The organism is Streptomyces sp. NPDC057702 (assembly GCF_042799315.1).
Taxonomy (GTDB): Bacteria; Actinomycetota; Actinomycetes; order Streptomycetales; family Streptomycetaceae; genus Streptomyces.
Window position 1 is genome coordinate 105,710 of sequence record NZ_JBHVJC010000005.1, and the last position, 26,316, is coordinate 132,025.

Here is a 26,316-nt window from a genome sequence, read left to right on the forward strand (position 1 = left end):
GACCTGACCCTGCTGTACCGGGGGCCGCTGGCCTCCTGCGACTACGACTGTCCGTACTGCCCGTTCGCCAAGCGCCGCGACTCCCGCGAGCAGTTGCGCGCCGACCGGGCGGCGTTGGAGCGCTTCACCGGCTGGGCCGGCGGGCACACCGGGGGCCGGTTGTCGCTGCTGTTCACGCCCTGGGGCGAGGGGCTGGTCCGCTCCTGGTACCGGCATGCGCTGACCGAGCTGAGCCACCTGCCGCACGTGGAACGGGTGGCGATCCAGACCAACCTGAGCTGTCGCACCGACTGGCTCGGCGCGGCAGACCTGGACACGCTGGCATTGTGGTGCACGTACCACCCGGGCCAGACGCCGTACGAGCGGTTCGTGGCCAAGTGCGGCGAACTGGCCGAGCGGGGCGTGCGGTTCAGCGTCGGCATCGTGGGGTTGCCCGAGCACCTGGCGGCGGCGCACCGGCTGCGGTCCGCGCTGCCCGCGCACGTCTACCTGTGGGTGAACGCGGCCGAGGGGCGCGAGTACACCGACGCGGAGGCCGAGCTGTGGGCCGAGATCGACCCGCTGTTCGGCTACAGCCGCCACCCGCACCGCAGCGCCGGCATGCCCTGTCGTACGGGCACCTCGGTACTGTCGGTGGACGGCGCGGGCACGGTGCGCCGCTGCCACTTCGTCCGGGAGGAGCTGGGCAACCTCTACGACGGGTCCTACCGGGCGGCGCTGGGGCCGCGCCCGTGCCCCCAGGCCGTGTGCGACTGTCACATCGGCTACGTCCACCTGGAGACGCTGCCGCTGTACGACGTGTTCGCCGGCGGCGTGCTGGAGCGGATACCGGCGGCCGGCGCCCCGGGCACGGTGCCGGTGCGGCTCGGCCCGACCAGGCTCACCGTTTGAGGCCCACACCCCCGTAGAAGGCGACGCGGTCGTCGGCCGCGTCGCCGTCGCCGGCCGGGTCGGGGCGCCAGCGCGACGCCTGGACGACGCCCGGCTCCAGCAGGTCGAGCCCCGCGAACAGGGCCTCGACGGCGGGCCGGGAGCGCAGGTGGAGGGAGGCGGTGGCGGCCCGGTAGACCTCGTTGGCGTCGTTGCCCGCGCGGTGGAAGTCGCTCGTGCCGTGGCTGAGGACGAGGAAGCTGCCGGCGGGCAGCGCGTCGCGTAGCGTGGCGACGAGCGCGGCCGGGTCCTCCTCGTCCCGTACGAAGTGCAGGACGGCCAGCAGCAGCACGGCCACCGGCTGGTCGAAGTCGATCAGTTCCCGGACGGTGGGGTGGCCCAGGATGTGTCGCGGCGCCCGGGCGTCGGCCAACAGGAAGCCGGTACCGGGGGTGTTGGTCAGTTTGGCCTCGGCGTGCGTGGCCACGATCGGGTCGTTGTCGACGTAGACCACGCGCACGTCGGGAGCCACCGCGCGCGCCACCTCGTGGGTGTTGGGCGAGGTGGGGATGCCGGTGCCGATGTCGATGACCTGGCGCACGCCCCGCGCCACCACGTGCTGGAGGGCGCGGCGCAGGAACTGTCGGTTGGCGCGGGCGCTCGGCCGGGCCTCGGGGGCCATAGCGATGACGCGTTCGGCCGCCTCCCGGTCGATCTCGTAGTTGTCCTTGCCGCCGAGGTAGTAGTCGTACATGCGGGCCGGGTGTGGCCTGCTGGTGTCGATCCCCTGGATCGAGGGGCCCTGCTCAACCATGCCGTGCTCCGCTCGCTGCCCGTGCCTGTGTCGCCTCCGTGCCCGCTCGCCCCTGCCCCGCCTCGCCGGTCGCGGCCGGCGAGGCGTGGGTGTCAGGCGAGGAGGAAGTCGGCGTCACCGGCCTTCGCGCCCTGGATGAACCGCGCTATCTCGTGGTGGGTGTAGATCAGGGCGGGCCCGTCCGGGTCGGTGGACTGGCGCAGCGCGATCCGGCCGTCGCCCAGGCGCATGGCCTCGACGCAGCTTCCCCCGTTGCCACCACTCCAGGGCTTGTGCCAGCCCTCGGTACCGAGGTCAGTGGCGGGCATGCCGTTGTAGATGCGATCCATGGTTCAGATCTCCTTGCGAATGCCACCGAGGATCGACTCGGTGTTCTGTGCTGGCGCGGCTTGCGCGCACATCCGGTCCAGGGCCTCCAGGAACATCGACACGTCATCGCGCTGGTCGAAGTAGACGGCGCCGACGAGGCTCTCCGAGTACGCGATGTCGGGCAGTTCCGGGATCGGGAACCGGAAGATGTGGAAGGGGCCGTACATCGCCGGATGTGGCCCGGCGTCGAACGGCATGACCTGGAGCCGGACGTTGGGCATGGCGGTGGCCTCGATGAGGCGCGTGAGCTGGTCGCGCATCACCCCGGGGCCGCCGATGGGCCGGCGCAGGACCGTCTCGTCGAGCACGGCCCACAGCAGGGGCGGGTTCTCGCGGGTGAGCAGCGCCTGGCGTTGCTTGCGCAGCGCGACGCCGCGGTCGATGTCCGCCTCGGACGCGTGGGGCATGCCGGCGCGCAGCACGGCACGCGTGTAGTCCTCGGTCTGGAGCAGGCCGGGGATGTAGTGCGGCTCGTAGGCGCGGATGAGGTTGGCCTCGACCTCCAGGCTGACGAACGCGCTGAACCAGTCGGGCAGCACGTCGCGGAAGCGGTGCCACCAGCCGGGTTGGTTCGCCTCGCGGGCCAGTGCGAGGAAGCCTTCGACCTCTTCGGGGTCGCTCACGCCGTAGGTGGTGAGCAGCTTCTCGACGTAGGGGATCTTCAGGCCGACCTCGGCCTTCTCCATCCTGCGGACCGTGGCGTGGGTAACGTCGAGCGCGCGTCCGGCCTGCTCGTAGCTGAGGCCGGCCTTCTCCCGCAGGTCCTGCAGGCGTCTGCCGAGCACCACCCGCAAGACGGTCGGAGCACCGCCCGACCGTGCGTCCGCCACTGCCGTTCCCCTTCCAAACGCCGTCACAGGACCGCAGTCTGTCATGCGCTCAGCTCACCGAACAGACTGCTCTTACGATTCTGCAATTTACAGATTGAAGCTTGCCATCCGTCACTGACGGGCCGCATAGTTGCGGCGTGGCCACTTCATATGACGGTCTCTGGTTAGGACGCTCGGGCGGCGCCGTCGCCCAACGCCTTCAGGACGCGTTCCATCTGCCGGCGCTCAGCACCTCCGTCGCTGAGGCACGCAAGCGGGTTCTGGCCCGGCTGGCCGAGTGGGGTGCCCACGACGAGCTGCGGGACGACGCCCAACTCGTCGTATCGGAGTTGTTCACCAACGCGGTACGGCACACCAACAGCGACCGGGTCCGTTGCGAACTGCGCGTCTTCGCCGACCGGCTGCGGGTCGAGGTGGCGGACCAGGGGCGCGAGCAGGCGACGTTGCGGCCCTGCGACAGCGGCTGGGAGCAGGAGGGTGGTCGCGGGCTGATGCTCGTGGAGGCGCTCTCCGACTCCTGGGGCGTGCGTCCACGCGAGGGCGGCCAGGGTCGCGCGGTCTGGGCGTATCTGCCGGCGGCCGTGTTGCCTCCGCAGTCCACGGCGATACCGGGGCGGGCCGCCGGCAGCTCACCGATGTGGGCCTGACAGGCCACGACCACGACGCGGGCGGGCGCGCCGAGTAGGCGCCCGGCCCGGCCGGCGCCGACCGGAGCGGCGCCGAGCGGCCGAGGACGCGCTCCCACCCCGCGCACACGCGCACGCGCATCCGCCCATCTCGCGCGGCGCCGCCTGCTCACCCGTGCGCACACGCCGGTACGCCCCGCCCGGCGCGGTGACACGCCCCGCGCGACTGCCCCCGAGGACCGGGCGCACGGCCAAAGTCGGCCACGCCGCCGGTGTGGACGGGCGCGCGGCCGGCCGCCTCGCCGGTGTGGGCTAGGGCAGCGGCAGCAGGTCGGGCCGCTTGGGCTCGACGTGGTCGCCGGAGGACTCGCCACGCAGTCGGCGGCCGATCCAGGGCACCAGGTGCTCGCGCGCCCAGTGGATGTTGTCCCGCCGCACGGCCGCCGCCGGGCGCTGGGCCAGTGGCGGCCAGGGCTGGTCGGGGTCGGCGCACACCCCGAGGCCGAGGACCTGCGCGGCGCGCAGGGCGACCCGGGTGTGCCCGTCGGGCGACAGGTGGAGGCGGTCGTCGCTCCAGGCTCGCCGGTCCTGGACGGAGCGCAGCGACCACAGGTCGAGCACCGGGCAGTCGTAGCGGTCGGCGATGGAGCGCACGTGCGCGGTGTACGTCGCGATCTTGCCGCGCAGATGACGCAGTACGGGGATGTCACGGGTGTCGAAGCCGGTGCACACCAACACGGTGCCCACCGACCGGGTGAGGTCGGCCACCGCCGCCTCGTAGCGCTGGGCGACGTCGTCCGGATCGCTGCCCGGACGCAGGATGTCGTTGCCGCCCGCGCAGAACGTCACGAGCTCGGGGCTCAGTTCCAGCACGCGCGGCACCTGCTCCGCGACCACCTGGTCGAGGAGTCGGCCACGGACGGCGAGGTTGGCGTAGCGGAAGTCGTGCTCGGCGCGTTGGTCCGACAGCAGGACGGCGAGACGGTCGGCCCAACCTATGAAGGACCCGTCGGGTCCGGGGTCGCCGACGCCTTCGGTGAAGCTGTCTCCGACGGCTGCGTACGACTCGAACGCGTCACTGTTTTTGGTCTTCGAATCGGCTGCCACGTCTGCCCATCCTCCTCCGATTGAAGTGACCTACGCCACCGTAACCAGGGGTTGACCTGGGGTGATCTATCCCACTGGTTCTCCTGGATAAAGCCGGAATAAGCATCTGCGCCACCGATGACACGGGCCGGGCGCGGCCGAAATGATGGCCTGGTGCGGCCGTACCCGTAGGGTCGGCCCACCGCCGCTCAGCCGCCACATCAGCCACACCCAGCACCGAGGAGCAGCCGTGACCCAGCAGATCCCGCACGCTTCCCCCAGCACCCCGGACGCCACGGAGCCACGGTTGTCCGGGGTGCGGAACTTCCGGGACGTGGGCGGCCTGCCGACACACGACGGTCGGCGCGTGCGACCCGGCGTCCTGTTCCGCAGCGGTCACCTGGCCCACGCGACGGAAGCCGACGCGGCGTTCCTGAGCACGTTGGGCCTGCACACCATCTTCGACTTCCGTAACTCCGCCGACATCAAGCTCGAAGGCCCCGACGTCGCTCTCCCCGGGGTGCGCAACCTCAACATCCCGCTCACCGACCCGGCTGACGGCGCCGAGTTCTGGGCCATGGTCTTCCACGGCGACATCGAGCAACTGCGCGCCGAACTCTCCGACGGCCGGGCCGCCGGCCGCATGATCGCCTCGTACCGCACGATGATCACCACCCGCACCGCCGACCACTCCCGGGTGCTGGCGGCGCTGGCCGAGGACAGCGTCCCGGCGCTCATGCACTGCGCGGCCGGCAAGGACCGCGCGGGCCTGTCGATCGCGATCACGCTGCTGGCCCTCGGCGTCACGCCGGAGGCGATCGAGGCGGACTACCTGGAGTCGGCCGCGGCCCACCGCCGCTACAAGGTCCGCCGGCACAGCGACTCCGCGCAGGCCATGTCGCCGGAGGTGCTGGAGCTGATCGGCCCGCTCTTCGACGCGCGCACCAGCTATCTGGCGGCGGCCTTCGAGGCCATCGAGGACACCTGGGGCGACGCGGAACGCTATCTGGCCCAGGGCCTCGGCCTCACCGTCGAGCGGCGCGAGCGGCTGCGTGAGCGGCTGCTGACCGACTGACCCGGGGCACGGGCGGGGCGCGCGTCGCCCGGTGCCCCGGGCCGGCCGGGACGTGCCGGCCCGGGGCGGCGGCCGGCCGACGTCGCCTCCGCGCCCTGGTACGCGTCCGGCGCGCCCGAGCACGCTCACCGGGTGGCGACGGCCTGCTTGACGAGGGTCTTGCCGAACTCCCACAGCAGGCCGCCGCCGTCGTGCGCGTCGTCCATGACGGCCGTGAAGGCGCTCACGAAGCGCTCCACCTCGGGCTCACCGATGATCAGCGGCGGGATCAGTTTGATCACTTCCAGGTGGTCGCCGGACACCTGGGTCAGGATGCGGTGCCGGTGCAGCAGCGGCGCCACCACCAGCTGCGCGAACAGCCCCTTGCGCGCCGCCTGAAGCATCGTCCACCGGCCGCGCAGCTTCAGCGAGGTGGGCCGGCCGAACTCGATACCGATCATCAGCCCTCGACCACGGACCTCGTGCAGCAGCTCGTAGCGCGGCACGAGCGCGGCCAGGCGTTCGCGCAGCAGGTCCCCGGTGCGCCGGGCCCGCGCCACGACGTCCTCCCGCTCCATGACCGCGAGGGTGGCCAGGCCGGCCGCCATGGCCTGCGCGTTGGAGCCGAAGCTCGCGGAGTGCACCAGCACCCGGTCCATCGACGAGTAGACCCGCTTGAAGATCCAGTCCCGGCCCAGGGTCGCGCCCACCGGCACGTACCCACCGGACAGCGCCTTGGCCACGCACACCAGGTCGGGCTCGACGCCCTCCTCGTGCTGGTAGGCGAAGAAGTCACCGGTGCGGCCGATACCGGTCTGCACCTCGTCGGCGATCAGGAGCGCCTTGTGCCGGCGCAGCAGCTCCTGCGCGGCCCGCAGGTAGCCCGGCGGCGGCGCGTGGACGCCCTTGCCCTGGATCGGCTCGACGACCAGGGCGGCCACGTCGCCCCGGCGCAGCTCGCGCTCCAGGGCCGCCAGGTCACCCAGCGGCACCGCCGTGTCGGGCAGCAGCGGCGCGAACCCGGCGCGGAAGCCGTCCTCGCCGTTGACCGAGAGCGAACCGGTGGTCAGCCCGTGGAAGGCGTGGTCGCAGTAGAGCACCCTGGGCCTGCGGGTGGCGTAGCGGGCGAACTTGAGCGCCGTCTCGACCGCCTCGGTGCCGCTGTTGCCGAAGAAGACCCGGTCCAGGTGCGGCGCGTACGCCAGCAGCCGCTCGGCCAGCAGCCCGGGAAGCGGTTGGCAGTCGAAGCGGGTGAGGTCGGCCAGGCCGGCGTCCAGCACGTCGTGCAGGGCCTTGCGGACCACGGGGTGGTGCCGGCCCAGTCCCATCACGCCGAAGCCGGCGAGCATGTCGAGGTAGTCCCGGCCCTCCGCGTCCCAGAAGTACGCGCCCTCGGCCCGCTCGTAGACCTTGTCGAAGCCGATGGTGTGCAGCATGCGCGGCAGTTGGTGGTTGAGGTACCGGGCGTGCAGCTCGTAGCGCTCGGCCCCGCGCTCGGCGAGGAGTCTGCCGAGGTCGAAATCGGTCGGTTCCCCTGCCACCGTCATGCCCCTGCCCCTTTGTGTGTGCGTCGTCTGTGCTGCCCCGCCGCCCACGGTGCGGGCCGGCGGCACGGGCCCGGGGCGGGGCGCCGACATCCCTCGCGGGGGACGTCGGCGCCCGCGCCGGTGGCCTCACTTGTCGGCTGACACCGTTTCCCTGGCCGCGCGCAGCGACTCCTTGAGGGAACCCATGGTGGCGAGCACGGCCGTGGGCTCGTACCCGCAGTGCGCCATGCAGTTGTCGCAGCGCGGGTCCTTGCCCCGGCCGTACTTGTCCCAGTCGGTTTCCTCGATGAGCTTCTGGTAGGTGGTGACGTACCCGTCGCTCATCAGGTAGCACGGGCGCTGCCAGCCGAAGAGCGAGTAGTTGGGGATGCCCCAGGCCGTGCAGGGGAAGTCGGTCTTGCCCTCCAGGAAGTCCAGGAAGAGCGGGCTGTGGTTGAGCCGCCAGCGACGGCGGTTGCCGCCGGCGAACGCCTTGCGGAACAGCTCCCTGGTCTGGCCGACGCCCAGGAAGTGCTCCTGGTCCGGCGCCTTCTCGTAGGCGTAGGCGGGCGAGATCATCATCTCGTCCACCTTGAGGTCGTCGTTGAGGTAGTTGAGCACCTCGATGATGTTCTGCGGGGTGTCGGTGTTGAAGAACGTCGAGTTGGTGGTGACCCGGAAGCCGCGCCGCTTGGCCTCCTTGATCGCCTCCACCGCCTCGTCGAACACGCCCTCCTTGGCGACCGACTCGTCGTGCCGCTCGCGCAGGCCGTCGATGTGCACCGTGAAGGCGAAGTAGGGCGAGGGGGTGAACTTGTGCAGCTTCTTGCGCAGCAGCACCGCGTTCGTGCAGAGGAAGACGTACTTCTTGCGCTTGACCAACTGTCGGACGATCTCGTCGATCTGCGGGTGCATCAGCGGCTCACCGCCGGCGAGGGAGACCATCGGGGCCCCCGACTCAAGCACCGCGCCCACCGCCTGCGCCACCGGCATCCGCTGCTTGAGCACGCCGGCCGGGTGCTGGATCTTGCCGCACCCCTCGCAGGAGAGGTTGCACGCGTACAGCGGCTCCAGTTCGACGATCAGCGGGAACTTCTCCCGCCGCCGGAGCACTTTCTGTTCAAAGAGATACGTACCGACCCGGATGGTCTGACGGAGCGGCATGGCCATCTAGCTCACCTCCTGGAGAGCGGTAAAGAACGGTGCCATTGGCAGAAAGCGGGAAGGATCGAGCGCAGCATCCGGAAGGCGGATATTCCACCGCGAAGGGTGCCGATGCGGAGCAGCTCATGCTCTGGAGCGTCCACGACCACCCGTACGGCCGCAACCGGGCGCGGACCGGCCCGCACGGCGGTACGCAGCGTCGCCGCGGACTCCATGTCCACCGCCACGGCGCCCGTCGCCCGCAACCGGGCCCGCTCGGCGCCGCGCACCACGCGGTCGGAGCCGGCCACCGGGCCGACGTGCACGGTGGGCGCGGGGCCCCGACGGGCCCGCCGGGCGAGGTCCTCCAGCGCCTGGGCCAGCACGTCGGTGCCGGTACAGGCGGTGCTGCCGGCCGCGTCGCGGGTCCGGTCGGCGACGACGAGGTCCCCGGGGTGCATTCCGGGGGCGAGCCCGGCGCAGAACCCGGTGGCGATGACGGCGGCCGGCCCCGGAGCGGCAGCCGCCCCGCGCCTCGCGACCGGCCCCGACGGACGTCCCGGGGGCTGGGCATGGCCGGCCTCCGGCAGGCCGGCCGGGCCGGGGCCGGCGCCCGTGGCCAGGATGCGGTTCATCGACCGTTCGGCCGCCCGGGGGCCCATCCCGGTGCGCAGCAGCACCATGGGACCCGCGGCCTCACGGCGGTCGCCGCCGCGCAGCGCGAGCCGTTCGATGCCCAACGCGCAGACCACGAGCAGCGGCGGGGCCGCGTCGGGGCCGACGGTCGGGCCGTGGGCCATCAGGCCCCCTGCCGTTCCGCCCCGAACGGCTGCGCGTGGATGTAGCGGCCGAGCGCGGTGATGGGGAAGACCATCCGGTACAGGTGGTAGTTGATGGAGAAGTCCCAGGGGAAGCCGGTGCCGGTGAAGTACGGCTCGTCCCAGCTCCCGTCCGCGCGCTGGGTCTCGACCAGCCAGGCGATCCCGCGTCGGACGGTCTCGCTCTCCCGCTCGCCGGCCGCCAGCAGCGCCAGCAGCGCCCACGCGGTCTGCGAGGCGGTGGACTCGCCCCGGCCCGCCCAGCCGCGCTCGCGGTAGGAGCGCTGGTCCTCGCCCCAGCCGCCGTCCTCGTTCTGGACGCTCTCCAGCCAGCTCACGGCGCGGCGGATGGAGCGGTGGGTGGCGGGGATGCCGGCCAGGACGAGCGCGGGCACCACGGAGCCGGTGCCGTACAGGTAGTTGGTGCCCCAGCGGCCGAACCAGGCGCCGGTGGGTTCCTGGTCGGCCAGCAGCCAGTCGATGCCGCGCTGGGTACGCGGGTCGCTCCGCTCGCCGAGGGCCACCAGCATCTCCACCACGTGCGCGGTGACGTCGGCCGACGGCGGGTCGATGACCTCGCCGAAGTCACAGAAGGGCAGCTTGTTGGGGAAGGGGCTGACGTTGTCCGCGTCGAACGCGCCCCAGGCCCCGTTGCTGGACTGCATGCCCAGGTTCCACTCGGCGCCGCGCTGGACGGCCCGCTCCAGGCGTCGCGGGTCCGGGTGGTTGACCCGGCGCAGCGCGAGCACCACCTCGGCGGTGTCGTCGATGTCGGGGTAGTTGTCGTTGTGGAACTCGAACGCCCAGCCGCCGGGGCGCAGTTCGGGGCGGCGCACCGACCAGTCGCCCGGCTTGAAGACCTGCTCGTCGAGCATCCAGTCCGCGGCGCGCACCAGGGCCGGGTGGTCGTCGGGCACGCCCGCGTCGGCGAGCGCGATGGTGGCCAGACAGGTGTCCCACACGGGTGACTGGCACGCCTCGACCATGCGCACCCGCTCGCCGTTCTCGTCCTCGCTCCAGAGGGCGTAGCGGTCCAGGGAGGCCAGGCCGGCGCGGAGCACCGGGTGGTCCAGGTCGTAGCCGAGCAGGTGCAGGGCGATCACGGAGTACACCGCCGGTGGCTGGATGCCGCCCCAGCAGCCGTCGTTCTCCTGTCGTTCGATGATCCAACGCGCGCAGGCGTGGATGGCGGCCCGGCGCAGCGGTCGGACCGCGACCTTGCGGTAGGTGTGCAGCACCCGGTCCAGGCGTTGGAAGGCGCCGTCCCAGGTGGCGGCGGGGGCCAGTGGGCGGGGCGGGTTCGGGTGGCGCGGGTCGGTGTGCAGCTCGTCCAGGGCGAAGGGCGCGGGGCGTACCGGGCGCTTGGCCGAGACGATGGTCAGGGGCACGATGGTCTGCCGGGCCCAGCAGCCGAAGTCGTAGATGTTGAGCGGGGCCCACTTGGGTAGGAAGATCAGTTCGGGTGGCAGCTCGGGCAGGTCGTCCCAGCTCCACCAGCCGAAGAGGGCGAGCCAGATGCGGGTGAAGACCCGGCTGGCGGCGATACCCCCGGCCCCGCGCACCCAGGCGGAGGCGGCGGCCAGGTGCGGCGCGTCGGGCAGGTCCCCGGCCAGGCGCAGCGCCACGTACGCCTCGACGGTCGCGGAGAGTTCGGGAGGGCCGCCGTGGAAGGTGGCCCAGGTGCCGTCCGGGCGCTGCCGGGAGCGGATGTGCCGGGCGGCGGCCGCGGTGACGGCGGGATCGTCGATGCCGAGGAACTGGCGGAGCAGGAGGTCTTCGGCGTCCATGGTGACGTTGGTCTCCAGGTCGCCCTTCCACCACCCCTCCTCGTCCTGGCGGGCCAGCAGATGGTCGACGGCGCGGGCCGTCGCCTGCCGGGCCGCGCCTAAGGTCGTGGACGATTCGACGGCTGTCGCTGTCATGGCTTCCCCTTTCGCAGTGTGGTCTCTGCCGTGCTGGGGTTGCGTCGAGGGGCGCCGTGGACGGCGCCCCCCGGCGACCGCGAGCTAGGTGTGGTGGCTGAGCCTGGCGGGGTGCCCCTGCCAGCCCCCGTCTCTCATGGGCGGGTCATCCCTCTCGTACGACGACGAAGTCGGCGAGCGCCACCAGTTGCGCTCGTACCGCGGCGGGCATGTCTACCTCGTGCAGTGCCGCGACGGCGGTGGCGTGCTGCCTGCGAGCTTCCTGGGTGGTCCACTCGCGGCCACCGGCCTCCTCGATCAACGCCGCCCGGCTAGCGAACTCTTCCTCATCGAAGTCATCGATGTCATGTGTTTTCCCGTCATGGCTCGCGTCGGCCGCCAGAATGGCGGCCAGCCGCTCGGACGCGGGCCCACCGGCGGCCAGCGCGGCGACGACGGGCAGGGACTTCTTGCGCTGGCGCAGGTCACTCCAGGGCCGCTTGCCGGTGGCCACCGGGTCGCCCCAGATGCCGAGCAGGTCGTCGACGGCCTGGAAGGCGAGACCGAGGTGGTAGCCGTAGGTCTCCAGGGTGTCGGCGGTGCGGTCGTCCGCGCCGCCCAGGACCGCGCCGATGGAGACCGAACAGGCCAGCAGCGCCCCGGTCTTGTTGCCCTCCATGTCCAGGCACTCCTGGACGTTGACCCGCCCGCGCTGCTCGTACGCGATGTCCTGGGCCTGTCCGTCGATGAGGCGGCGGGTGGCGGTGGTCAGCCGCCGGGTGGCGCGGCCGGCGTCCACCGTGCCGAGCTCCAGGAGGACCTCGTTGGCCAGCGCGAAGAGCGCGTCGCCCACCAGGACGGCCTGGTCGGGGCCGTGCACCTTCCACACGGTGTCGCGGTGGCGGCGCTGTTCGTCGCCGTCCATGAGGTCGTCGTGCAGCAGCGAGAAGTTGTGCACGAGCTCGACCGCGACCGCGCCGGGCAGACCGACCTCGGGGGCGGCGCCCGTGACCTCGGCGGAGAGCAGCGCCAGCGCGGGCCGCACCGCCTTGCCGCCGTCGGCGGCCGACGGGTTGCCCTCGGCGTCGATCCAGCCGAAGTGGTAGGCGGCGACGGTGTTCATGGGCGGGGCGAGCCGGTCGACGACCTCGCGCAGCACGGGCGCCACCAGGGTGCGCCCGCGTGCCAGCATGGCGCTGACGTCCGCGGTCTCGACGGGGATGGCCGGAGTCACGATCTCTCCTCTGTTTCCGGTCACGGTGCTCATACCGCCTCCCGCAGCGGGCTGCGGTGTGGCTGGCCGAGTTCGGCGAGCGCCGCGTCGGCGGCGCTGAGCCCGCTGCGCACCGCGCTCTCCATGGTCGCCGGCCAGCCGGTGGCGGTCCACGCACCGGCCAGGTACAGGCCGGGCGCGTTGGTCGGGGCGGGCGGGCGCAGTCGGCCGACGCCCGGTGCGGGGGCGAACGTCGCTGTGCGCTCCCGGGTGACGAAGAAGTCCCGCACCGTGGCGCCGCGCGCGGCGGGCAGCAGCCGGGCGAGCTCGGGCAGGTAGCGCTCGCGCAGGCGGGAGACGGGCTGGTCGATGTCGTCGTGGGCGGCGGACTGGGAGACCGCCAGGTACTGACCCTCGGTCAGGCCCGAGGTGTCGGTGCGGTCGAAGACCCACTGCACGGGGGTGCCGATGGCCACGAAGAAGGGGCGGCGCAGGACCTTGCGGTCGTAGACGACGTGCAGGTTCAGGATGGGCGCCGTGCCGATCTTCAGCAGTCGCCCGGGGTCGTCGAGGGCGCCGGCCGGCAGCAGCCCGTGCGCCTCCTGCTGCGGCAGGGCGAGCACCAGCGTGTCGGCCACCAGTCGCGTGCCCGTGTGCGGCGCGGTCTCCACCTCGACGCCCCAGCCGCCGTCCGCGTCACGGCCTACGCCGGTGACCCGGCTCCGCAGCTCCACGCGCACGCCGGCCGCCTCCAGCGCGGCGCGGGCCCGGGTGTCGTGCAGTTCGCCGAGCGGCGCCCGGGGGATGCCGATGTCGGCGTGGCCGGGCCTGGTGAGCAGCCCGGTCTTGAAGACCATGGTGGCCAGGCCCAGGGAGCACTGCGCGGAGCGCGCGTTGAGTGTGGCTACGGCGACGACGTCCCACACCGCCTGGATGGCCCGCGCGCTCTGGCCCTTGCTCCGCAGCCAGTCCCCGAAGTTGATCTCGTCCAGGGCCGGGTCGTGCGGGTCCAGCGACTTCAGGGCGAGTGCCGCCCGGCCGACGGCCGCCCGCTCGACCGGCGACAGGTGCGGGTAGGTGGCCAGGGTGGCGGCCAGGTGCAGGGGGACGGGCAGCGCGGTGCGGCGCAGGCGCCCCAAGCGTGGCCGGGCGCGCCCCACGTCGAGCACGGGCACGTCGAGCCGGTCCTGGAGCGGGGCCAGGTCGCGGGCGCCGACGCGGTCGAGGAACCACGTGTAGGCGGTGCAGCAGCGCAGGTAGACGTGCTGGCCGTTGTCGACGGTCAGGTCGCCGGCGGGCGAGTGGCGGCGGAAGGAGAACGCCGCGCCACCCAAGCGGGGCCGGCCTTCGAGCAGGGTCACTCGCAGTCCGGCGTCGGCCAGCGCGAGCGCGGAGGTGATGCCCGCGAGGCCGCCGCCGACGACGAGGGCGCTACGTCCCACGCGGGTCGGGTGCTCAGGGTGCGTGTTCGACGCCATCGGGCCGCCCCTTTCTCGGCTGTTCCTCGGCTGCGACGGGGGACGCCACGGCGCCCCGTAGGGTTGCCCCGTCCACGGGGCTCTCACGCTGGATGGCCCGCACGCGTGGGCCCGTGGGTGTGCGCGGTGGCCGAGCGGCGTGCGGGACGGGCGGACAGGAGCTCACGCGCGCCCCCCGGCGCCCCGCCGGGTCACGGTGCGCGCGTCGACACCGACCAGGCCGCGCACGGCGACGTACGCCTTCTCCCTTCCGGGCAGCGAAACGCGGCCGTGCAGCACGGCCGCGGGGTCCCGGGCGATGCGCTCCAGCAGTCTGCGGTAGATGCCGGCCATGGCGGCCACGCAGGCCCCGCTGCGCCGGTCGAGCAGCGGCAGGAGCTGGTAGCCCTCGGCGAACAGGGCCCGTGCGCGCCGGGCCTCGAAGTGGACAAGGCCGGTGAAGTCGGCGCCGGCGGGTGGCGTGCTCGCGTGGAACCCCGCCGCGCAGCCGAACTTGGCCAGGTCCTCGGCCGGCAGGTAGACCCGCCCGTTGGCCGCGTCCTCGCGGACGTCCCGCAGGATGTTGGTCAGTTGGAGGGCGAGTCCGAGCGTGTCGGCGTACTCGGCGGCGTACTCGGCGCCCGGCGCTCCGGGCACGGTGCCGAAGACGCCGAGCGAGAGCCGCCCGATGGCGCCGGCCACGCACCGGCAGTACGCGCGCAGCTCGTCCCAGGTCTCGTAGCTCTCACCGCGTACGTCCATCAGCACGCCGTCGATCAGCTCGTCGAGCCCGCCCAGCGGGATGGGGAAGCGGCGCGCGGCGTGGGTGAGGGCGACGGCCACCGGGTCGGTGTCGTCCTCCTCGACCGCGCCGTCGGCGACGCGCCGCAGCAGCACCCGGGTGCTCTGGAGCCGCTCCTCCTTGGCGGCCGGGCTCAGGGCGCCGTCGCCGATGTCGTCCACCCGGCGGGAGAAGGCGTACAGCGCGGACATGGCCCGTCGCTTGTCCGTGGGCAGCAGTCGGATGCCGTACGCGAAGTTGCGGGCCTGCTGGCCGGTGACGGCCTCGCAGTAGCGGTACGCGGCGGCCACCGGCGCGGGGGTGGGTGAGGATGCCTCCACCGTCTGGTTCACCCCTCTCCTCGCAGTGTCGCCCCGACCGCGCGCAACTGGCTGAACTTGGTGGGCTTGGGTGGTTCGGGGAACACGTCGTGGCCGGCGTCCTCGATCGCCTTCAGGGCGGCTCGCCCGCCGCCGACGAATCCGGCGAGCAGGACGCGCAGCCTGCCGTGGACGCTCCCCACCAGGGGGGAACCCGCACGCAGCAGGTCGCGGGCGCGTTCGGCCTCGAACGCGATCAGCGCGCGCACCGACGCGCCGGCCGTCGGCGCCCGCAGGTCGGCCTCGCTCACGCCGAAGCGCCGCATGTCCTCGGCGGGCAGGTAGATCCGGTCCCGGCCCAGGTCCTCGACGACGTCCTGGAGGTGCTCGATGATCTGGAGCGCGGTGCAGATGGCGTCCGAGCGGCGCACGCGCTCGGGGGTCGCGGTGCCGGTGATGGCCAGCACCAGACGCCCCACCGGGTTGGCGGACAGCTCGCAGTAGTCCAGGAGGTCCTGGTAGCTGGCGTACCGGCGGACGCGCTGGTCCTGTCGGTTGGCCTCGATCAGCCCCTGGAAGGGCGTCGGACCCAGGCCACAGCGGCGCACGGTGGGGACCAGCGCGCGCAGCAGCGGGTGGCGGGGCGGCTCGGCGTGGGCGGCGAAGACCCGGCGCAGGTCCTCCTCCAGGGCGTCGAGCAGCGCGGTGGTGTCGTCGGCGCGGGACCGGTCCAGGCCCAGCAGCAGCGCGTCGCCGCCGCCCGGCGCCAGGTCGCCGTCGCCGATGTCGTCGACGAGCCGGGCGTAGCCGTAGACGGCCATGAGGTCGGCACGCCAGGCGCGCGGGAGGAAGAAGGGGGCGACGGGAAAGTTCTCGTGCGCGGCCTTGTCGAGCACCGCTCGCGCCTGGTCCTGCGGCCAGGCTCGCGGGGTGGTGTGGGACCGGCTGCGCTCGTCTTCCAGGGTCACCGGAGACAGCCAGGCGTACGGGCGCGCACAGCGCCACCACAGGGGGCCGGGGCGCCGGGGCCTGCGGGGGCACTGAGTAGGGGCCGCGTGGCCAATGCCGTCACATCCCCCGTTCTACACCGCATATCAGTCACGGCACGACGCGGACACGCCGCGCCCCAGGTCGTGGGCGCCGGCCTCCGGACCCCCGAACGGGGGGCCGGACACATGTCCGCCATAGTCCGGATGGTCATCAGTACAGCGTACGCGGAGCTGAGCGGTACGCCATCTGCTCGGGGTCCGGCCGGAGGGCGGCGCGCCCGCGAGGGGCCGGCGGGCCCCGCCGCGGGCATCGGAGCACTCCCCCTGACCTGGGTCGCGCGGTGCCGTCGCGGCCCCCGTCCGGCACCGCCGGCGGGCGCCTGTCGGCTGCCGGGCCCGCCCCCGCGCCCCGCCCGCCGCGCCGCGGGTCGGCTCCGCGCGGCGGGCGGGCACTCACCGGGGTCAGCGGGCGTTCAGCGAGCGGTCAGTGGGCCACCGGCTGGCTGGTCGCGTAGAACTCCTCGATGCCCAGCACGGTGGCCAGATCCTGGAGCTCACGCTCGAAGAAGGCGTCGCCGTTGGGGAGCGCGAAGGCGAGGTGGCCGAGCGCGTCCATCGAGATCACGCCGTACAGCCGCACCCAGCAGCGGACCATGATGGCCAGGGCTTCCACCGGAAGCTCGACCTCGTACTCCCGGCGCAGCGCCATGAGCTGGGCGACGAGTTCGGGGTCCAGGGACTCGGGGGCGGGTGCGGGGAAGCCCCGGGTGCGCCACAGCTCCGCGATGAGGCCGGCGAACAGCGAGCCGAAGGCCCAGCTCGCCTCCCGCTCGGCCTGGCCGGCCTGGCGGCCCTCGCCCGGCCCCCACGGGCCGAGGATCAGGCCGAACTCGTGCGGGTGGTCGATCGCCCAGCGGCGCAGCGCGCGCCCCGAGGCCAGCAGTTCCACGGCGGCCTCCCGCTCCGGAAGCGCCTCGATCACCGCCCGCAGATGACCCCCCATCTCGCCGAAGATGTCACGGCGTATCGCCTGGATCAGCTCGTCCCGACTGGAGAAGTAGCGATACACGGCGGGTGCCGTCATGCCCATTTCACGGGCTATGGCGCGGATGGTTACATTGCCCGGGCCGTCCTGGACAAGAAACTCCCGCGCCACATCCTTGATCTCCTGAATGGTCGCGATCCGCAGTCGTTCACGACGCGAATATGGTGCGACAGGTACTGCTTCTTGCGACACACGCCCTCCCTATGCCCGGCGCTTTCGCGTGCGCACCACACGCGTGCGAGCACGCCCCACGTTCGAACCCCTCAGCACCCACGGCCACCGGCTGGTCACCGACCGCTCGCCGTACGTGCCGGCTCCGCGCGGCGCGCGAAGACCGGCGGCCCCCATTCGCCGCCCCGACCGCTCCCACCCGGCCGCACTATGGAACATCTCGCACCGAAAAGGCTCGCCCCCGAAAATCCGGGAAAGACCGCGAGTATCAGCGCGGCAGCACCCTACGGGCACACGATCGCACACACAACACAGCGTACGAAAAGTGATAGCGCACGCACCTGTTCACGCGCCCTCCACTTCCGTCGGCCGAATGCCTCTCTTCGATTTCTCAGAATGTGGTACGGGCCAATTCATAAAACCGCTACGAATTGTATGGGTGGCGAACGCCCGGAGCCTGGGAAACGCACAGAAAAAGCCCGCCCAGCGTGTGAACGCGGGGCGGGCGCGGCGGGGGCCGGCGCAAACTAGCGACCCGTCTCCTTCTCGTACGCCTTGATGACCTCGTCGGTCGGGCCGTCCATGAGCAGTTCGCCCTTCTCCAGCCACAGCACGCGGTCGCAGGTGTCCCGGATCGACCGGTTGTTGTGGCTGACCAGGAAGACCGTGCCGGCGTCCTTGCGCAGCTCGCGGATGCGCTCCTCGGAGCGCCGCTGGAACTTGCGGTCGCCGGTGGCCAGCGCCTCGTCGATCATCAGCACGTCGTGGTCCTTGGCGGCGGCGATGGAAAAACGCAGTCGGGCCGCCATGCCGGAGGAGTAGGTGCGCATGGGCAGCGTGACGAAGTCGCCCTTCTCGTTGATGCCGGAGAAGTCCACGATGTCGTCGTACCGCTCGCGGACCTGCTCGCGCGTCATGCCCATCGCCAGGCCGCCGAGAATGACGTTCCGCTCGCCGGTCAGGTCGTTCATCATGGCCGCGTTCACGCCGAGCAGCGAGGGCTGGCCGTCGGTGTAGACGCTGCCCCGCTCGGTGGGCAGCAGCCCGGCCACGGCCTTGAGCAGCGTGGACTTGCCGGAGCCGTTGGAGCCGATCAGGCCGATCGACTCGCCCCGGCGGGCGACGAAGGTGACCCCGCGCACCGCGTGCACCTCGCGCATGCCGGGCGCGGAGGTGCGGCGCATGATGCGACTGAGCGCGGCGGTGGCGCTGCCCTTGCCTCGGGCGCCGCCATTGACGCGGTAGACGATGTGCACGTCGTCGGCGATGACGGTGGGGCGCGGGTCGACGGGGGTCTGCTCGGGGGTTCGCTCAGCCACGGCCGTACTGCTCCTCTGCCTTCCAGAAGTACAGGAACCCGCCGACGCCGACGAGCACGGCCCAGCCGAACGCCAGCAGCCACACGTGCGGTGGCAGGTTGGAGGCGGAGTAGTCGTCCATGAGGGCGTAGCGCATCAGGTCGATGTAGACCGACGCCGGGTTGGACAGCAGCAGGTCATCCAGCCAGTCCGGGACGTTCTTCTTGGCCAGCATGTCCGGGATGCTGTACATCACGCCGGACGCGTACAGCCAGGTGCGCGTGATGAAGGGCAGCAGCTGGGCCAGGTCGGGCGTCTTGCTGCCGAGCCGGGCCATGATCATGGCCAGACCGGTGTTGAAGACGAACTGCAGGACCAGCACCGGGACGATCAGCACCCAGGACACGCCGGGGTAGTGCCCGAACCCGACCAGCACCATGGCCAGGACGATCATCGAGAACAGGAGCTGCTGCAACTGCTGGAGCGAGAAGGAGATGGGCAGCGCGGCCCGGGGGAAGTGCAGCGCCCGCACCAGTCCCAGGTTGCCCGAGATCGCCCGGACGCCGGCGAGCGCCGAGGTCTGGGTGAAGGTGAACACGAAGACTCCCGTGACCAGGAACGGGATGTAGTCGTGGTTGTCCATGTTGCCCCGGCCGCCCATGACCAGGCCGAAGATGAGGAAGTACACCAGCGCGTTCAGCAGCGGTGTCGCCACCTGCCAGACCTGGCCGAGCTTCGCCTGGCTGTACTGCGCGGTGAGCTTGGCCTGCGAGAAGGCCAAGATGAAGTGGCGCCTCCCCCACAACTGCTGGACGTACTCGCCAAGCCCCACCCGGGCCCCGCTGACCGACAGCCCGTACTTCTGGGCGAGCTCGGCGGGGGTGAGCCCGTCGTCGGGGGATGGTGGGGAAGTCATGGCGACCACACTGTCGTGCGTAGTCTCGCTCACAGTTGACACTTTCGTCCTCAAGGTGCGCTGCCGGGGCCGTGCCCAGGATCGCGCCCGATGCTCTCAGACCAGAGCTTGTCAGATCACAGGAGGTCGGCCCAGCCGGGTCAGGCGCCATACCGTACGCCACTTCATCGGCCGTCGCGGGCCGCAGGGCGTCGTCCAGCCTTCCTTGAACCCGCCGAACCACGCGCGCAACGCCGGCCCCGACGGCTTCCTCGCCAGGGTGAGCAGCATCCATACCGCCAGATATACGGGCACCAGGAGAAACGGCAGGTTCCGGCGGGCCAGCCACACCCGGTTGCGGGCCACCATGCGGTGGTAGACGGCGTGCCTGCTCGGCGCGGTCGTCGGGTGGAAGAGCACCAGGTCTGACCGGTAATCGATCATCCAGCCCGCGTCCAGCGCCCGCCAGGCGAGGTCGGTCTCCTCGTGCGCGTAGAAGAACGCGTCGGGCAACCCTCCGACCTGGTCGAAGACCCGGGTCCGCACCGCGTTGGCACCCCCGAGGAAGGTGGTCACCCGGGAGGAGCGCATCGGGTCGGAGGCGCGCAGCCGGGGCACGTGGCGACGCTGGGTCCGCCCGGTGTCGGGGTCGGCGATGCGGAAGCTGATGATGCCCAGTTCCGGGTCGGTGGCGAACGCCGTACGGCACAGCTCGGCGGTGTCCTCCTGTGCCAGCAGCCCGTCGTCGTCCAGGAAGAGCAGGATGTCCACGTCCCGGCCGCCGGGCCCGAACGCCTCGATGCCCACGTTGCGCCCGGCGGGGATGCCCACGTTCTCCGGCAGTTCGACGGTCTCCACGTCCGCCGGCAGCGGCGGCAGCGGCGAGCCGTTGCCGACCACGACCACCCGCACTGGGTCGCCGTGCTGGCGGGCCACCGAGTCGAGCAGGGCCCGCAGCTCGTCGGGGCGGTTGCCCATGGTCAGGACGACCGCACCGACGGAGAGCCCGGAACCGGCACTCACTTGAGCCTGCTGGAGGCCAGGATGGACACCAGGTGCAGCAGTGTCTGCACCAGGGCGATGGTCGCGAGCACCGCGACGCCGAGCCGGGTGAAGAACAGGTCGCCTCGGACCATGTCCAACACGGCGACCAGCAGGATCACCAGCGACGCCTCGACGCCGCCGACCAGGCGGTGGAACTTCAGCGCCGCCGCGGCCTTGCGGGCCAGCGCGACCCCCGAGGAGCGCGGCGTGGCGGCCTCGTCCTTGACCGCGGGCAGTCCGCTCCGGGCGCGGGCCACGTCCACCAGGTCGGTCTCGGCCTTGATCAGGATCGCGCCGAGGGCGGCCAGCGTGCCGAGGAAGGCCCACATCCAGTTCGTCGAGGCGCCCTCCTGGTGGAAGACGTCGGCCGCCCGCACGCCGAAGCCGACCAGCAGGGCCGCCTCCGAGAGGTAGTGACCGACCCGGTCCAGGTAGACCCCGGTGATCGAGGTCTGCCCACGCCAGCGGGCCACCTCGCCGTCGACACAGTCGAGCAACAGGTAGAGCTGGATGAGCACGGCGCCGAGCAGCGCCCCGGTCAGCCCGGGTACCAGCAGTGCGGCGCCGGCCAGGATGCCCGCGACCACCATCAGGTAGGTGAGCTGGTTGGGCGTGATCCTGGTGTTCACCAGGTACGGGTCGCACCGCAGCGAGATCTCTCGCATGTACAGGCGCCCGGCCCAGTGCTCACCGCTGCGCCGGTCCTTGACCCCTTCGGGGTGGACGACCGGACGGAGTTCAGCTACTGACGGTTTTGGCATAGTCGGCGTATGCGTCCCTGATCTCATCGGTGGACAGCCCCAGGTGCTCCAAGATCGTGTAGCGCCCTGGGCGGGTCTGCGGCGCGTACTCCACCGCCGCGACGAACTCGTCGGTGGTGAAGCCGATCTCGCTGGGCAGCACGGGCAGCCCGTGCCGCTGGAGGACGTCGACCATCAGGGCCGCCGTCTCGTGCGCGCCACGCAGGTGCATGGCGAAGGCGGCGCCGAGGCCGCACTGCTCGCCGTGGGAGGCGGCGCGCTTGGGGTAGAGCAGGTCGAACGCGTGGTTGATCTCGTGGCAGGCGCCCGAGGCGGGGCGGCTGTCGCCGGCCACCGACATCGAGATCCCGGTCAGCACCAGGCCCTCGGCCAGCACCGTGAGGAACTCGTCGTCCCCACAGCCACCGGGGTGCCGCAGCACCGCCTCGCCGGCCTGCCGCGCCATGGCGGCGGCCAGCCCGTCGATCTGCTCGCCGGTCTCGCGGTGCGAGAGCTCCCAGTCCGCGACCGCGGAGATGTTGGAGATCACGTCGCCGACGCCGGAGCGTACGAAGCGGATCGGGGCCTCCCTGATCACCTCCAGGTCGATGACGATGGCGATCGGGTTGGGCACACCGTACGAACCGCGGCCCGCGTCGTTGTCGAGCGTGGCCACCGGGGAGCACAGGCCGTCGTGCGAGAGGTTGGTCGCGACGGCCACCAGCGGCAGGCCGATGCGCGCGGCGGCGAACTTCGCACAGTCGATGATCTTGCCACCGCCCATGCCGACGACCGCGTCGTAGCGCCCCGACTTCATGGCGTCGGCGAGCTTGATCGCGTCGTCCAGCGTGCCGCCGCCGACCTCGTACCAGGAGGCGCCGGGCAGCGCCGGCGCCAGCCGCTCGCGCAGCGCCGCGCCGGAGCCGCCGCTGATCGCGATGGCGAGCTTGCCCGAGGCGGAGATCCGCTGGTCGACCAGGAGCCCGGCCAGGTCCTCCAGTGCGCCCGACCTGATGTCGACGACGACCGGCGAGGGGATCAGCCGGGTCAGTACTGGCACGCGATCTCCCGTCCCTTGGCGAGGTCGTCGTGGTTGTCGATCTCGACCCACTTGACGTCGCCGATGGGGGTGGTGTCGATGGTGAAGCCGCGGTGGACCAGCTCCTGGTAGCCGTCCTCGTAGTAGAGGTCGGGGTCGCGCTCGAAGGTGGTCTTCAGCGCGTCGGCCAGCTCCTCGGCCGCCTCCGGCTCGATCAGCGTGACGCCGATGTACTCGCCGGTGGCGCTCGCCGGGTCCATCAGCTTGGTGATCCGCTGGACACCCTTGGTCGGGTCGGTGACGACCTTCATCTCCTCGTCGGCCAGCTGCTTGACCGTGTCGAGCGCGAGGATGATCTTCCGGCCCTGGCCGCGCGCGGCCAGCAGCGACTTCTCGACGGAGACCGGGTGCACGGTGTCACCGTTGGCCAGGATGGCGCCCTGCTTGAGCACCTCGCGGGCGCACCACAGGGAGTAGGCGTTGTTCCACTCCTCGGCCTTGTCGTTGTCGATGAGGGTCAGGCGGACGCCGTACTTGCTCTCCAGCGCCTCCTTGCGCTCGTAGACGGCTTCCTTGCGGTAGCCCACGACGATGGCGACGTCGGTCAGACCCACCTCGGCGAAGTTGCCCAGCGTGAGGTCGAGCACGGTGCTCGTGCCCTCCCCGGCGGGGTCCACGGGCACCAGGGCCTTGGGCAGGGTGTCGGTGTAGGGGCGCAGACGCCGCCCGGCGCCTGCCGCCAGCACGAGGCCGATCATGCGGGTTCTCCTGATTCGTCGTGTACAGCGGGTGCTCCGGAGGAGACCCAGAAGCGGATGCTCTCGATGAGCACCGCCAGGGCGAGGGCGACCGCGAGGGCCGTCAGCGCGACGGTGAAGCCGGTGCCGTGCAGCAGGGCCGCGACGACCGTGATCACCAGGACGCGTCCCTCGTGCCCACCGGTCATCCGCACCAGCCAGGCGGGCGGCGCGCCGGTACCGCCGCGGATGCGGTACACCGTGTCGTAGTGATGGTAGGCGACCGCGGACACCAGTCCGAAAGCAGCGGGCAACGCTCCGTTCACCCCGGAGCGGGCGGCGAGCACCAGGATCGTCACGTACTCCGCCGCCCGGAACAGCGGCGGCACCAGCCAGTCCAGGGCGCCCTTGAGCGGCGCGGCCACGGCCCGGCCCGAGCAGAGCACGTAGAGGGCGGCGCCGAGCACCGGCCACCAGGCGCCCGGCTCCCCCACCCACAGCGAGCCGATCAGCGCGGCCGTGCCCACCGCCGCGAGCAGCGGGGCGGCGAACGGAGCCAGGGCGGCGTAGCGGCGCGGTCGCGCGCCCAGCGCCTCGGCCAGCGGGCCCGAGTCGGCGAGCTGGGCGAGGGCGGCGGCGGCCCGGTCGGTGCGCGTGCTCGCCCGGCTCAGCGAGCGCAGCACCCGGCCGGCCGTGGTGTAGCAGGCGGCCAGGGCACAGCCGACGAGGAGCGCGTAGAAGGTGATCCGGGGCGTGGTCAGCGCGGTCAGCACGGCGATCATGGCCCAGCGTTCGCCGATGGGCAGCACGACCATGCGCCGGGCCCACACCGTCCAGCCGACGGAGTTGAGCCGGTCGGAGAGGGCGGCAGTGGGGCTGGTGTTGCCGGTGGCGTCGTGGTTGGCCTCGGTGAAGGAGAAGTCCACGACGTGTCGGCAGGTCTGGAGCACCATGGCGGCCAGCGCCAGCGTCCACACGTCGTCGTCGCCACCGCCGCGCGCGGCCCCGATGGCCAGGCCGGCGTAGTACGCGTACTCCTTGGCCCGGTCGAAGGTGGCGTCCAGCCACGCGCCGAGCGTGGAGTACTGGAGCGAGTAGCGGGCGAGCTGACCGTCGGTGCAGTCCAGGACGAAGGAGGCGATCAGCAGCAGGCCGGCGGCGACGAAGCCGGGGCGGGTGCCGGTGGCGGCGCAGGCCGCCGCGACGAGCGCGGTCAGCAGCGAGGCGGTGGTGACCTGGTTGGGGGTCAGCCCCCGGCGGGCGCACCAGCGGGCGAGATAGCGGGAGTAGGGGCTGATGAGGAACGTGGTGAAGAAGCCGTCGCGGCTCTTGACCGCGCTCCGTAGCCGCACCTTCTCCTCGTCGACGTCCGCGACGGCGCTCCGGGCGCGGGTCCGCATGGCGTCGTCGACGGGCACGGTGGCCACCAGCACGCCCAGCTCGGGCCGGTGCACGGGCACGCCGTCGGCGGCCAGGTCGGCGGCGACTAGGTCGGGCAGGTTGGTCGCGGCGGGCTCGACGGGGTCGGCCGGTTCGGCGGCCGAGGGCCGCGCGTACGGGGCGCGGGGAGCCGGTTCGGCGAGCTCGGGCAGGGCGGCGCGGACCGAGGCGCGGGCCCGCACGGCGCGGGTGAGCGCGGCACGGGCCTCCGGCTGGGCGGTCAGCGCGCCGGTCACGGCGGCGGCCGGGAAGCGGGGGTCGGTCAGGGCCAGGCGCAGTGCGTGTCGATGACCCGTGAAGCGGCCGTCGACCAGCGCGACGCGCTGGTCGGGCGGGGTCTGGGCCAGTTCGCGGGCGGCCTCGGCGGCGTCGGCCACCTGGCGGACGTCGAAGCCGAGCGTCCGCAGGTCCTCCACGACGGACGAGCCGACGACCGGCGTACCGGTCACAATGGCGGTCGACAGACGAACTCACTCCTTGGCAACTGGCGTGGCCGCCCCGGTTCATGGCCGGTTCACGCGACGGCCGGGCAGCGGTCGTGACCTGCCCCGCCCCGGGCGCGGCGGACAGGGCGTCGGCAGAGGCTATCGGATCACCGAGGGCGACCGTTCACCGCGCATTCACTTCACGATCGGGTGAACGACGGTTTGGCCTATAGCGATCATCATGGTCGATGCCGGCCACCCGCGCCAAACCCCGTCTCGCTCAGGCGGCCGATTTCCGGTCGGTAGGGTGCGGGCATGATGTGGCTGATCACCGGCGGTGCCGGATACATCGGGGCGCACGTCGTGGCGACCATGCGCGCGGCGGGCGAGCACGTGGTGGTGCTGGACGACCTGACGGCGGGGCGGGCCGACCGGCTGCCGGCCCAGGTGCCCGTCGTCCACGGCTCGGTCCTCGATCGCGAGCTGGTGGCCCGGACCCTGGCGGAGTACGAGGTGGCCGGTGTGGTGCACCTGGCGGCCCGCAAGCAGGTGGCGGAGTCCGTCGAACAGCCCGTCCGCTACTACGAGGAGAACGTGCACGGTCTCGCCGTCCTGCTGGACGCGGTGGTCGCGGCGGGCGTGGGGGCCTTCGTGTTCTCCTCGTCCGCGGCCGTCTACGGCATGCCGGACGTGGACCTGGTCACCGAGGACACCCCGTGCCTGCCGATGAATCCGTACGGCGAGACCAAGCTGGCCGGTGAGTGGCTGGTCCGGGCCGCCGGCCGCACCCACGGCCTGGCCACGGCCTGCCTGCGGTACTTCAACGTGGCCGGCGCGGACCGCCCCGAACTGGCCGACACCGGGGTGTCCAACATCATCCCGATGTTCTTCGACCGGATCACCACCGGCCGCACCCCGCTGATCTTCGGCGACGACTACCCGACCCCGGACGGAAGCTGCGTACGGGACTACATCCACGTGGCCGACCTCGCCGCCGCGCACCTGGCCGCCGCGCGCTGGCTGGCCGACCGGCCCGCCCCCCGCGACCTGACCGTGAACATCGGCACCGGCCACGGCGTGTCCGTGCGGGAGATGGCCGAGCTGGTCGCCGAGGTGACCGGGCACGGCGGCCCGGTCGCCGAGGTCGCCCCCCGTCGACCGGGCGACCCGGCGCGCGTGGTCGCCTCCGCCGAGCTGGTCTCCAGGGAGCTCGGCTGGTCGGCCCGGCACGACGTACGCGAGATGGTCGAGTCCGCGTGGCGGGGCTGGGTCCACCACCGGGGCGCGACCCGCTGAGGCGCCTGGCGCCGCCCGCCCGGTCGGTCGGAGGTGCCCGCACGCCATGAGCAGCCGTGGCGCGGCGCTGGCGTGCCCCCGGGCCGCCCGCCAGCCAGCCGCGCGGAGGCCCGCCACGCCGACGGGCCGGCTCGGCTCACACCCGGACCGCCGAGCCGCCACGCGGTGAGCCGTCTCGGGTCGGGCGGGTGTTCCGGAGCGCCGGTGCGCCAGCGCCGCCTGGGCCGGACCGGCCCAGGCCGTCCCGTACCGCCGGTGCGTCCCGCACGGCCGGCCCCACACCCTGTCGGGGCACCCCGGCGTGACGGGCGGCCCGTGCCACCGAGGCTCTTCCCCCCTTCCCGGCGGCCAGCCCGCTGTGCGATGCGCACGCGCCGGCGCGCCCGGCC

The 26,316-nt window shown here is 72.4% G+C and carries 24 protein-coding genes; 4 read left to right on the forward strand and 20 right to left on the reverse strand.

Annotated features, from left to right (window positions below):
- Nucleotides 1-3: 3 nt before the first annotated feature.
- Nucleotides 4-891: an STM4011 family radical SAM protein gene (locus ACFVFR_RS05085; RefSeq protein ID WP_383698406.1), complete on the forward strand. Its 888-nt coding sequence runs from the start codon at nt 4-6 to the stop codon at nt 889-891.
- Here ACFVFR_RS05085 and ACFVFR_RS05090 read toward each other — a convergent pair.
- From ACFVFR_RS05090 to ACFVFR_RS05100, 3 genes are all read right to left on the reverse strand, one after another.
- Entirely contained in the window at nt 881-1,684 is an 804-nt protein-coding gene (locus tag ACFVFR_RS05090; RefSeq protein ID WP_383698235.1) for an SAM-dependent methyltransferase, read from the reverse strand. The two genes, ACFVFR_RS05085 and ACFVFR_RS05090, sit on opposite strands and share 11 nt — an antisense overlap.
- Nucleotides 1,685-1,776: 92 nt before the next feature.
- Entirely contained in the window at nt 1,777-2,013 is a 237-nt protein-coding gene (locus ACFVFR_RS05095) for a DUF397 domain-containing protein (RefSeq protein WP_187064939.1), read from the reverse strand.
- A 3-nt stretch (nt 2,014-2,016) separates the two neighbouring features.
- A complete protein-coding gene (locus tag ACFVFR_RS05100) occupies nt 2,017-2,883 on the reverse strand; it encodes a helix-turn-helix domain-containing protein (RefSeq protein WP_383698237.1) in 867 nt (288 codons plus the stop codon).
- A 137-nt stretch (nt 2,884-3,020) separates the two neighbouring features.
- Between ACFVFR_RS05100 and ACFVFR_RS05105 the strand changes: the two genes are divergently transcribed.
- Nucleotides 3,021-3,530 carry an ATP-binding protein gene (locus ACFVFR_RS05105; protein WP_383698239.1) on the forward strand — a complete coding sequence of 170 codons (510 nt, stop codon included), beginning with the start codon at nt 3,021-3,023 and terminating at the stop codon, nt 3,528-3,530.
- Between the two features lie 291 nt (nt 3,531-3,821).
- Here ACFVFR_RS05105 and ACFVFR_RS05110 read toward each other — a convergent pair whose 3' ends face one another.
- Nucleotides 3,822-4,616: an SGNH/GDSL hydrolase family protein gene (locus ACFVFR_RS05110; RefSeq protein ID WP_383698241.1), complete on the reverse strand. Its 795-nt coding sequence runs from the start codon at nt 4,614-4,616 to the stop codon at nt 3,822-3,824.
- Between the two features lie 229 nt (nt 4,617-4,845).
- Here ACFVFR_RS05110 and ACFVFR_RS05115 point away from each other — a divergent pair, with 229 nt between their 5' ends.
- Nucleotides 4,846-5,670, forward strand: a complete 825-nt coding sequence (locus ACFVFR_RS05115) for a tyrosine-protein phosphatase (protein WP_383698243.1) — start codon at nt 4,846-4,848, stop codon at nt 5,668-5,670.
- Nucleotides 5,671-5,795: 125 nt separating this feature from the next.
- Here the strand turns inward: ACFVFR_RS05115 and ACFVFR_RS05120 are convergent, their stop codons facing one another.
- The 16 genes from ACFVFR_RS05120 to ACFVFR_RS05195 all read right to left on the reverse strand — a co-directional run bounded on the left by ACFVFR_RS05120 (nt 5,796) and on the right by ACFVFR_RS05195 (nt 24,670).
- Entirely contained in the window at nt 5,796-7,196 is a 1,401-nt protein-coding gene (locus tag ACFVFR_RS05120) for an aspartate aminotransferase family protein (protein WP_383698245.1), read from the reverse strand.
- Nucleotides 7,197-7,322: 126 nt separating this feature from the next.
- On the reverse strand, nt 7,323-8,345 hold the full coding sequence (hpnH, locus tag ACFVFR_RS05125; RefSeq protein WP_383698247.1) for an adenosyl-hopene transferase HpnH: 1,023 nt from the start codon (nt 8,343-8,345) through the stop codon (nt 7,323-7,325).
- Between the two features lie 5 nt (nt 8,346-8,350).
- On the reverse strand, nt 8,351-9,118 hold the full coding sequence (locus ACFVFR_RS05130; RefSeq protein WP_383698249.1) for a 1-hydroxy-2-methyl-2-butenyl 4-diphosphate reductase: 768 nt from the start codon (nt 9,116-9,118) through the stop codon (nt 8,351-8,353).
- Nucleotides 9,118-11,058: a squalene--hopene cyclase gene (shc, locus tag ACFVFR_RS05135; protein ID WP_383698251.1), complete on the reverse strand. Its 1,941-nt coding sequence runs from the start codon at nt 11,056-11,058 to the stop codon at nt 9,118-9,120. Before shc ends, ACFVFR_RS05130 begins: the two co-directional genes overlap by 1 nt.
- Nucleotides 11,059-11,203: 145 nt before the next feature.
- Nucleotides 11,204-12,304, reverse strand: coding sequence for a polyprenyl synthetase family protein (locus ACFVFR_RS05140; protein WP_383698252.1), 1,101 nt, complete (start codon nt 12,302-12,304; stop codon nt 11,204-11,206).
- A complete protein-coding gene (hpnE, locus tag ACFVFR_RS05145; RefSeq protein ID WP_383698254.1) occupies nt 12,301-13,728 on the reverse strand; it encodes a hydroxysqualene dehydroxylase HpnE in 1,428 nt (475 codons plus the stop codon). Before hpnE ends, ACFVFR_RS05140 begins: the two co-directional genes overlap by 4 nt.
- 162 nt (nt 13,729-13,890) lie before the next feature.
- Nucleotides 13,891-14,841 carry a presqualene diphosphate synthase HpnD gene (gene hpnD / locus ACFVFR_RS05150; RefSeq protein ID WP_383698256.1) on the reverse strand — a complete coding sequence of 317 codons (951 nt, stop codon included), beginning with the start codon at nt 14,839-14,841 and terminating at the stop codon, nt 13,891-13,893.
- On the reverse strand, nt 14,838-15,704 hold the full coding sequence (hpnC, locus tag ACFVFR_RS05155; protein WP_383698407.1) for a squalene synthase HpnC: 867 nt from the start codon (nt 15,702-15,704) through the stop codon (nt 14,838-14,840). Before hpnC ends, hpnD begins: the two co-directional genes overlap by 4 nt.
- A 577-nt stretch (nt 15,705-16,281) precedes the next feature.
- Complete coding sequence (locus tag ACFVFR_RS05160) at nt 16,282-17,034, reverse strand: TetR/AcrR family transcriptional regulator (protein WP_383698258.1); 753 nt, start codon at nt 17,032-17,034, stop codon at nt 16,282-16,284.
- A 506-nt stretch (nt 17,035-17,540) separates the two neighbouring features.
- Complete coding sequence (locus ACFVFR_RS05165; protein WP_383698260.1) at nt 17,541-18,332, reverse strand: ABC transporter ATP-binding protein; 792 nt, start codon at nt 18,330-18,332, stop codon at nt 17,541-17,543.
- Nucleotides 18,325-19,260 carry an ABC transporter permease gene (locus ACFVFR_RS05170; RefSeq protein ID WP_383698262.1) on the reverse strand — a complete coding sequence of 312 codons (936 nt, stop codon included), beginning with the start codon at nt 19,258-19,260 and terminating at the stop codon, nt 18,325-18,327. Before ACFVFR_RS05170 ends, ACFVFR_RS05165 begins: the two co-directional genes overlap by 8 nt.
- Nucleotides 19,261-19,338: 78 nt before the next feature.
- Nucleotides 19,339-20,184, reverse strand: a complete 846-nt coding sequence (locus ACFVFR_RS05175) for a glycosyltransferase family 2 protein (RefSeq protein ID WP_383698408.1) — start codon at nt 20,182-20,184, stop codon at nt 19,339-19,341.
- A 41-nt stretch (nt 20,185-20,225) separates the two neighbouring features.
- Nucleotides 20,226-21,011, reverse strand: coding sequence for a CDP-alcohol phosphatidyltransferase family protein (locus tag ACFVFR_RS05180; protein WP_383698264.1), 786 nt, complete (start codon nt 21,009-21,011; stop codon nt 20,226-20,228).
- A complete protein-coding gene (locus ACFVFR_RS05185; RefSeq protein ID WP_383698266.1) occupies nt 20,989-22,050 on the reverse strand; it encodes an iron-containing alcohol dehydrogenase family protein in 1,062 nt (353 codons plus the stop codon). Before ACFVFR_RS05185 ends, ACFVFR_RS05180 begins: the two co-directional genes overlap by 23 nt.
- Entirely contained in the window at nt 22,038-22,787 is a 750-nt protein-coding gene (locus ACFVFR_RS05190; RefSeq protein ID WP_383698268.1) for a sugar phosphate nucleotidyltransferase, read from the reverse strand. Before ACFVFR_RS05190 ends, ACFVFR_RS05185 begins: the two co-directional genes overlap by 13 nt.
- Nucleotides 22,784-24,670: a DUF5941 domain-containing protein gene (locus ACFVFR_RS05195; RefSeq protein WP_383698409.1), complete on the reverse strand. Its 1,887-nt coding sequence runs from the start codon at nt 24,668-24,670 to the stop codon at nt 22,784-22,786. Before ACFVFR_RS05195 ends, ACFVFR_RS05190 begins: the two co-directional genes overlap by 4 nt.
- A gap of 276 nt (nt 24,671-24,946) precedes the next feature.
- Here ACFVFR_RS05195 and galE point away from each other — a divergent pair, with 276 nt between their 5' ends.
- The gene (gene galE / locus ACFVFR_RS05200) at nt 24,947-25,927 is read left to right on the forward strand and encodes a UDP-glucose 4-epimerase GalE (RefSeq protein WP_383698270.1); all 981 of its coding nucleotides are present in this window, start codon (nt 24,947-24,949) and stop codon (nt 25,925-25,927) included.
- The last annotated feature ends 389 nt before the right edge of the window (nt 25,928-26,316 follow it).

What these genes read in the sequence shown, in the direction of transcription:
- ACFVFR_RS05090 (WP_383698235.1), bottom strand. Translation starts at nt 1,684, where the DNA reads ATGGTTGAGCAGGGCCCCTCGATCCAGGGGATCGACACCAGCAGGCCA.
- ACFVFR_RS05095 (WP_187064939.1), bottom strand. Translation starts at nt 2,013, where the DNA reads ATGGATCGCATCTACAACGGCATGCCCGCCACTGACCTCGGTACCGAG.
- ACFVFR_RS05120 (WP_383698245.1), bottom strand. Translation starts at nt 7,196, where the DNA reads ATGACGGTGGCAGGGGAACCGACCGATTTCGACCTCGGCAGACTCCTC.
- hpnH (WP_383698247.1), bottom strand. Translation starts at nt 8,345, where the DNA reads ATGGCCATGCCGCTCCGTCAGACCATCCGGGTCGGTACGTATCTCTTT.
- ACFVFR_RS05130 (WP_383698249.1), bottom strand. Translation starts at nt 9,118, where the DNA reads ATGGCCCACGGCCCGACCGTCGGCCCCGACGCGGCCCCGCCGCTGCTC.
- shc (WP_383698251.1), bottom strand. Translation starts at nt 11,058, where the DNA reads ATGACAGCGACAGCCGTCGAATCGTCCACGACCTTAGGCGCGGCCCGG.
- ACFVFR_RS05140 (WP_383698252.1), bottom strand. Translation starts at nt 12,304, where the DNA reads ATGAGCACCGTGACCGGAAACAGAGGAGAGATCGTGACTCCGGCCATC.
- hpnE (WP_383698254.1), bottom strand. Translation starts at nt 13,728, where the DNA reads ATGGCGTCGAACACGCACCCTGAGCACCCGACCCGCGTGGGACGTAGC.
- ACFVFR_RS05175 (WP_383698408.1), bottom strand. Translation starts at nt 20,184, where the DNA reads ATGGGCAACCGCCCCGACGAGCTGCGGGCCCTGCTCGACTCGGTGGCC.
- ACFVFR_RS05180 (WP_383698264.1), bottom strand. Translation starts at nt 21,011, where the DNA reads ATGCCAAAACCGTCAGTAGCTGAACTCCGTCCGGTCGTCCACCCCGAA.
- ACFVFR_RS05190 (WP_383698268.1), bottom strand. Translation starts at nt 22,787, where the DNA reads ATGATCGGCCTCGTGCTGGCGGCAGGCGCCGGGCGGCGTCTGCGCCCC.
- galE (WP_383698270.1), top strand. Translation starts at nt 24,947, where the DNA reads ATGATGTGGCTGATCACCGGCGGTGCCGGATACATCGGGGCGCACGTC.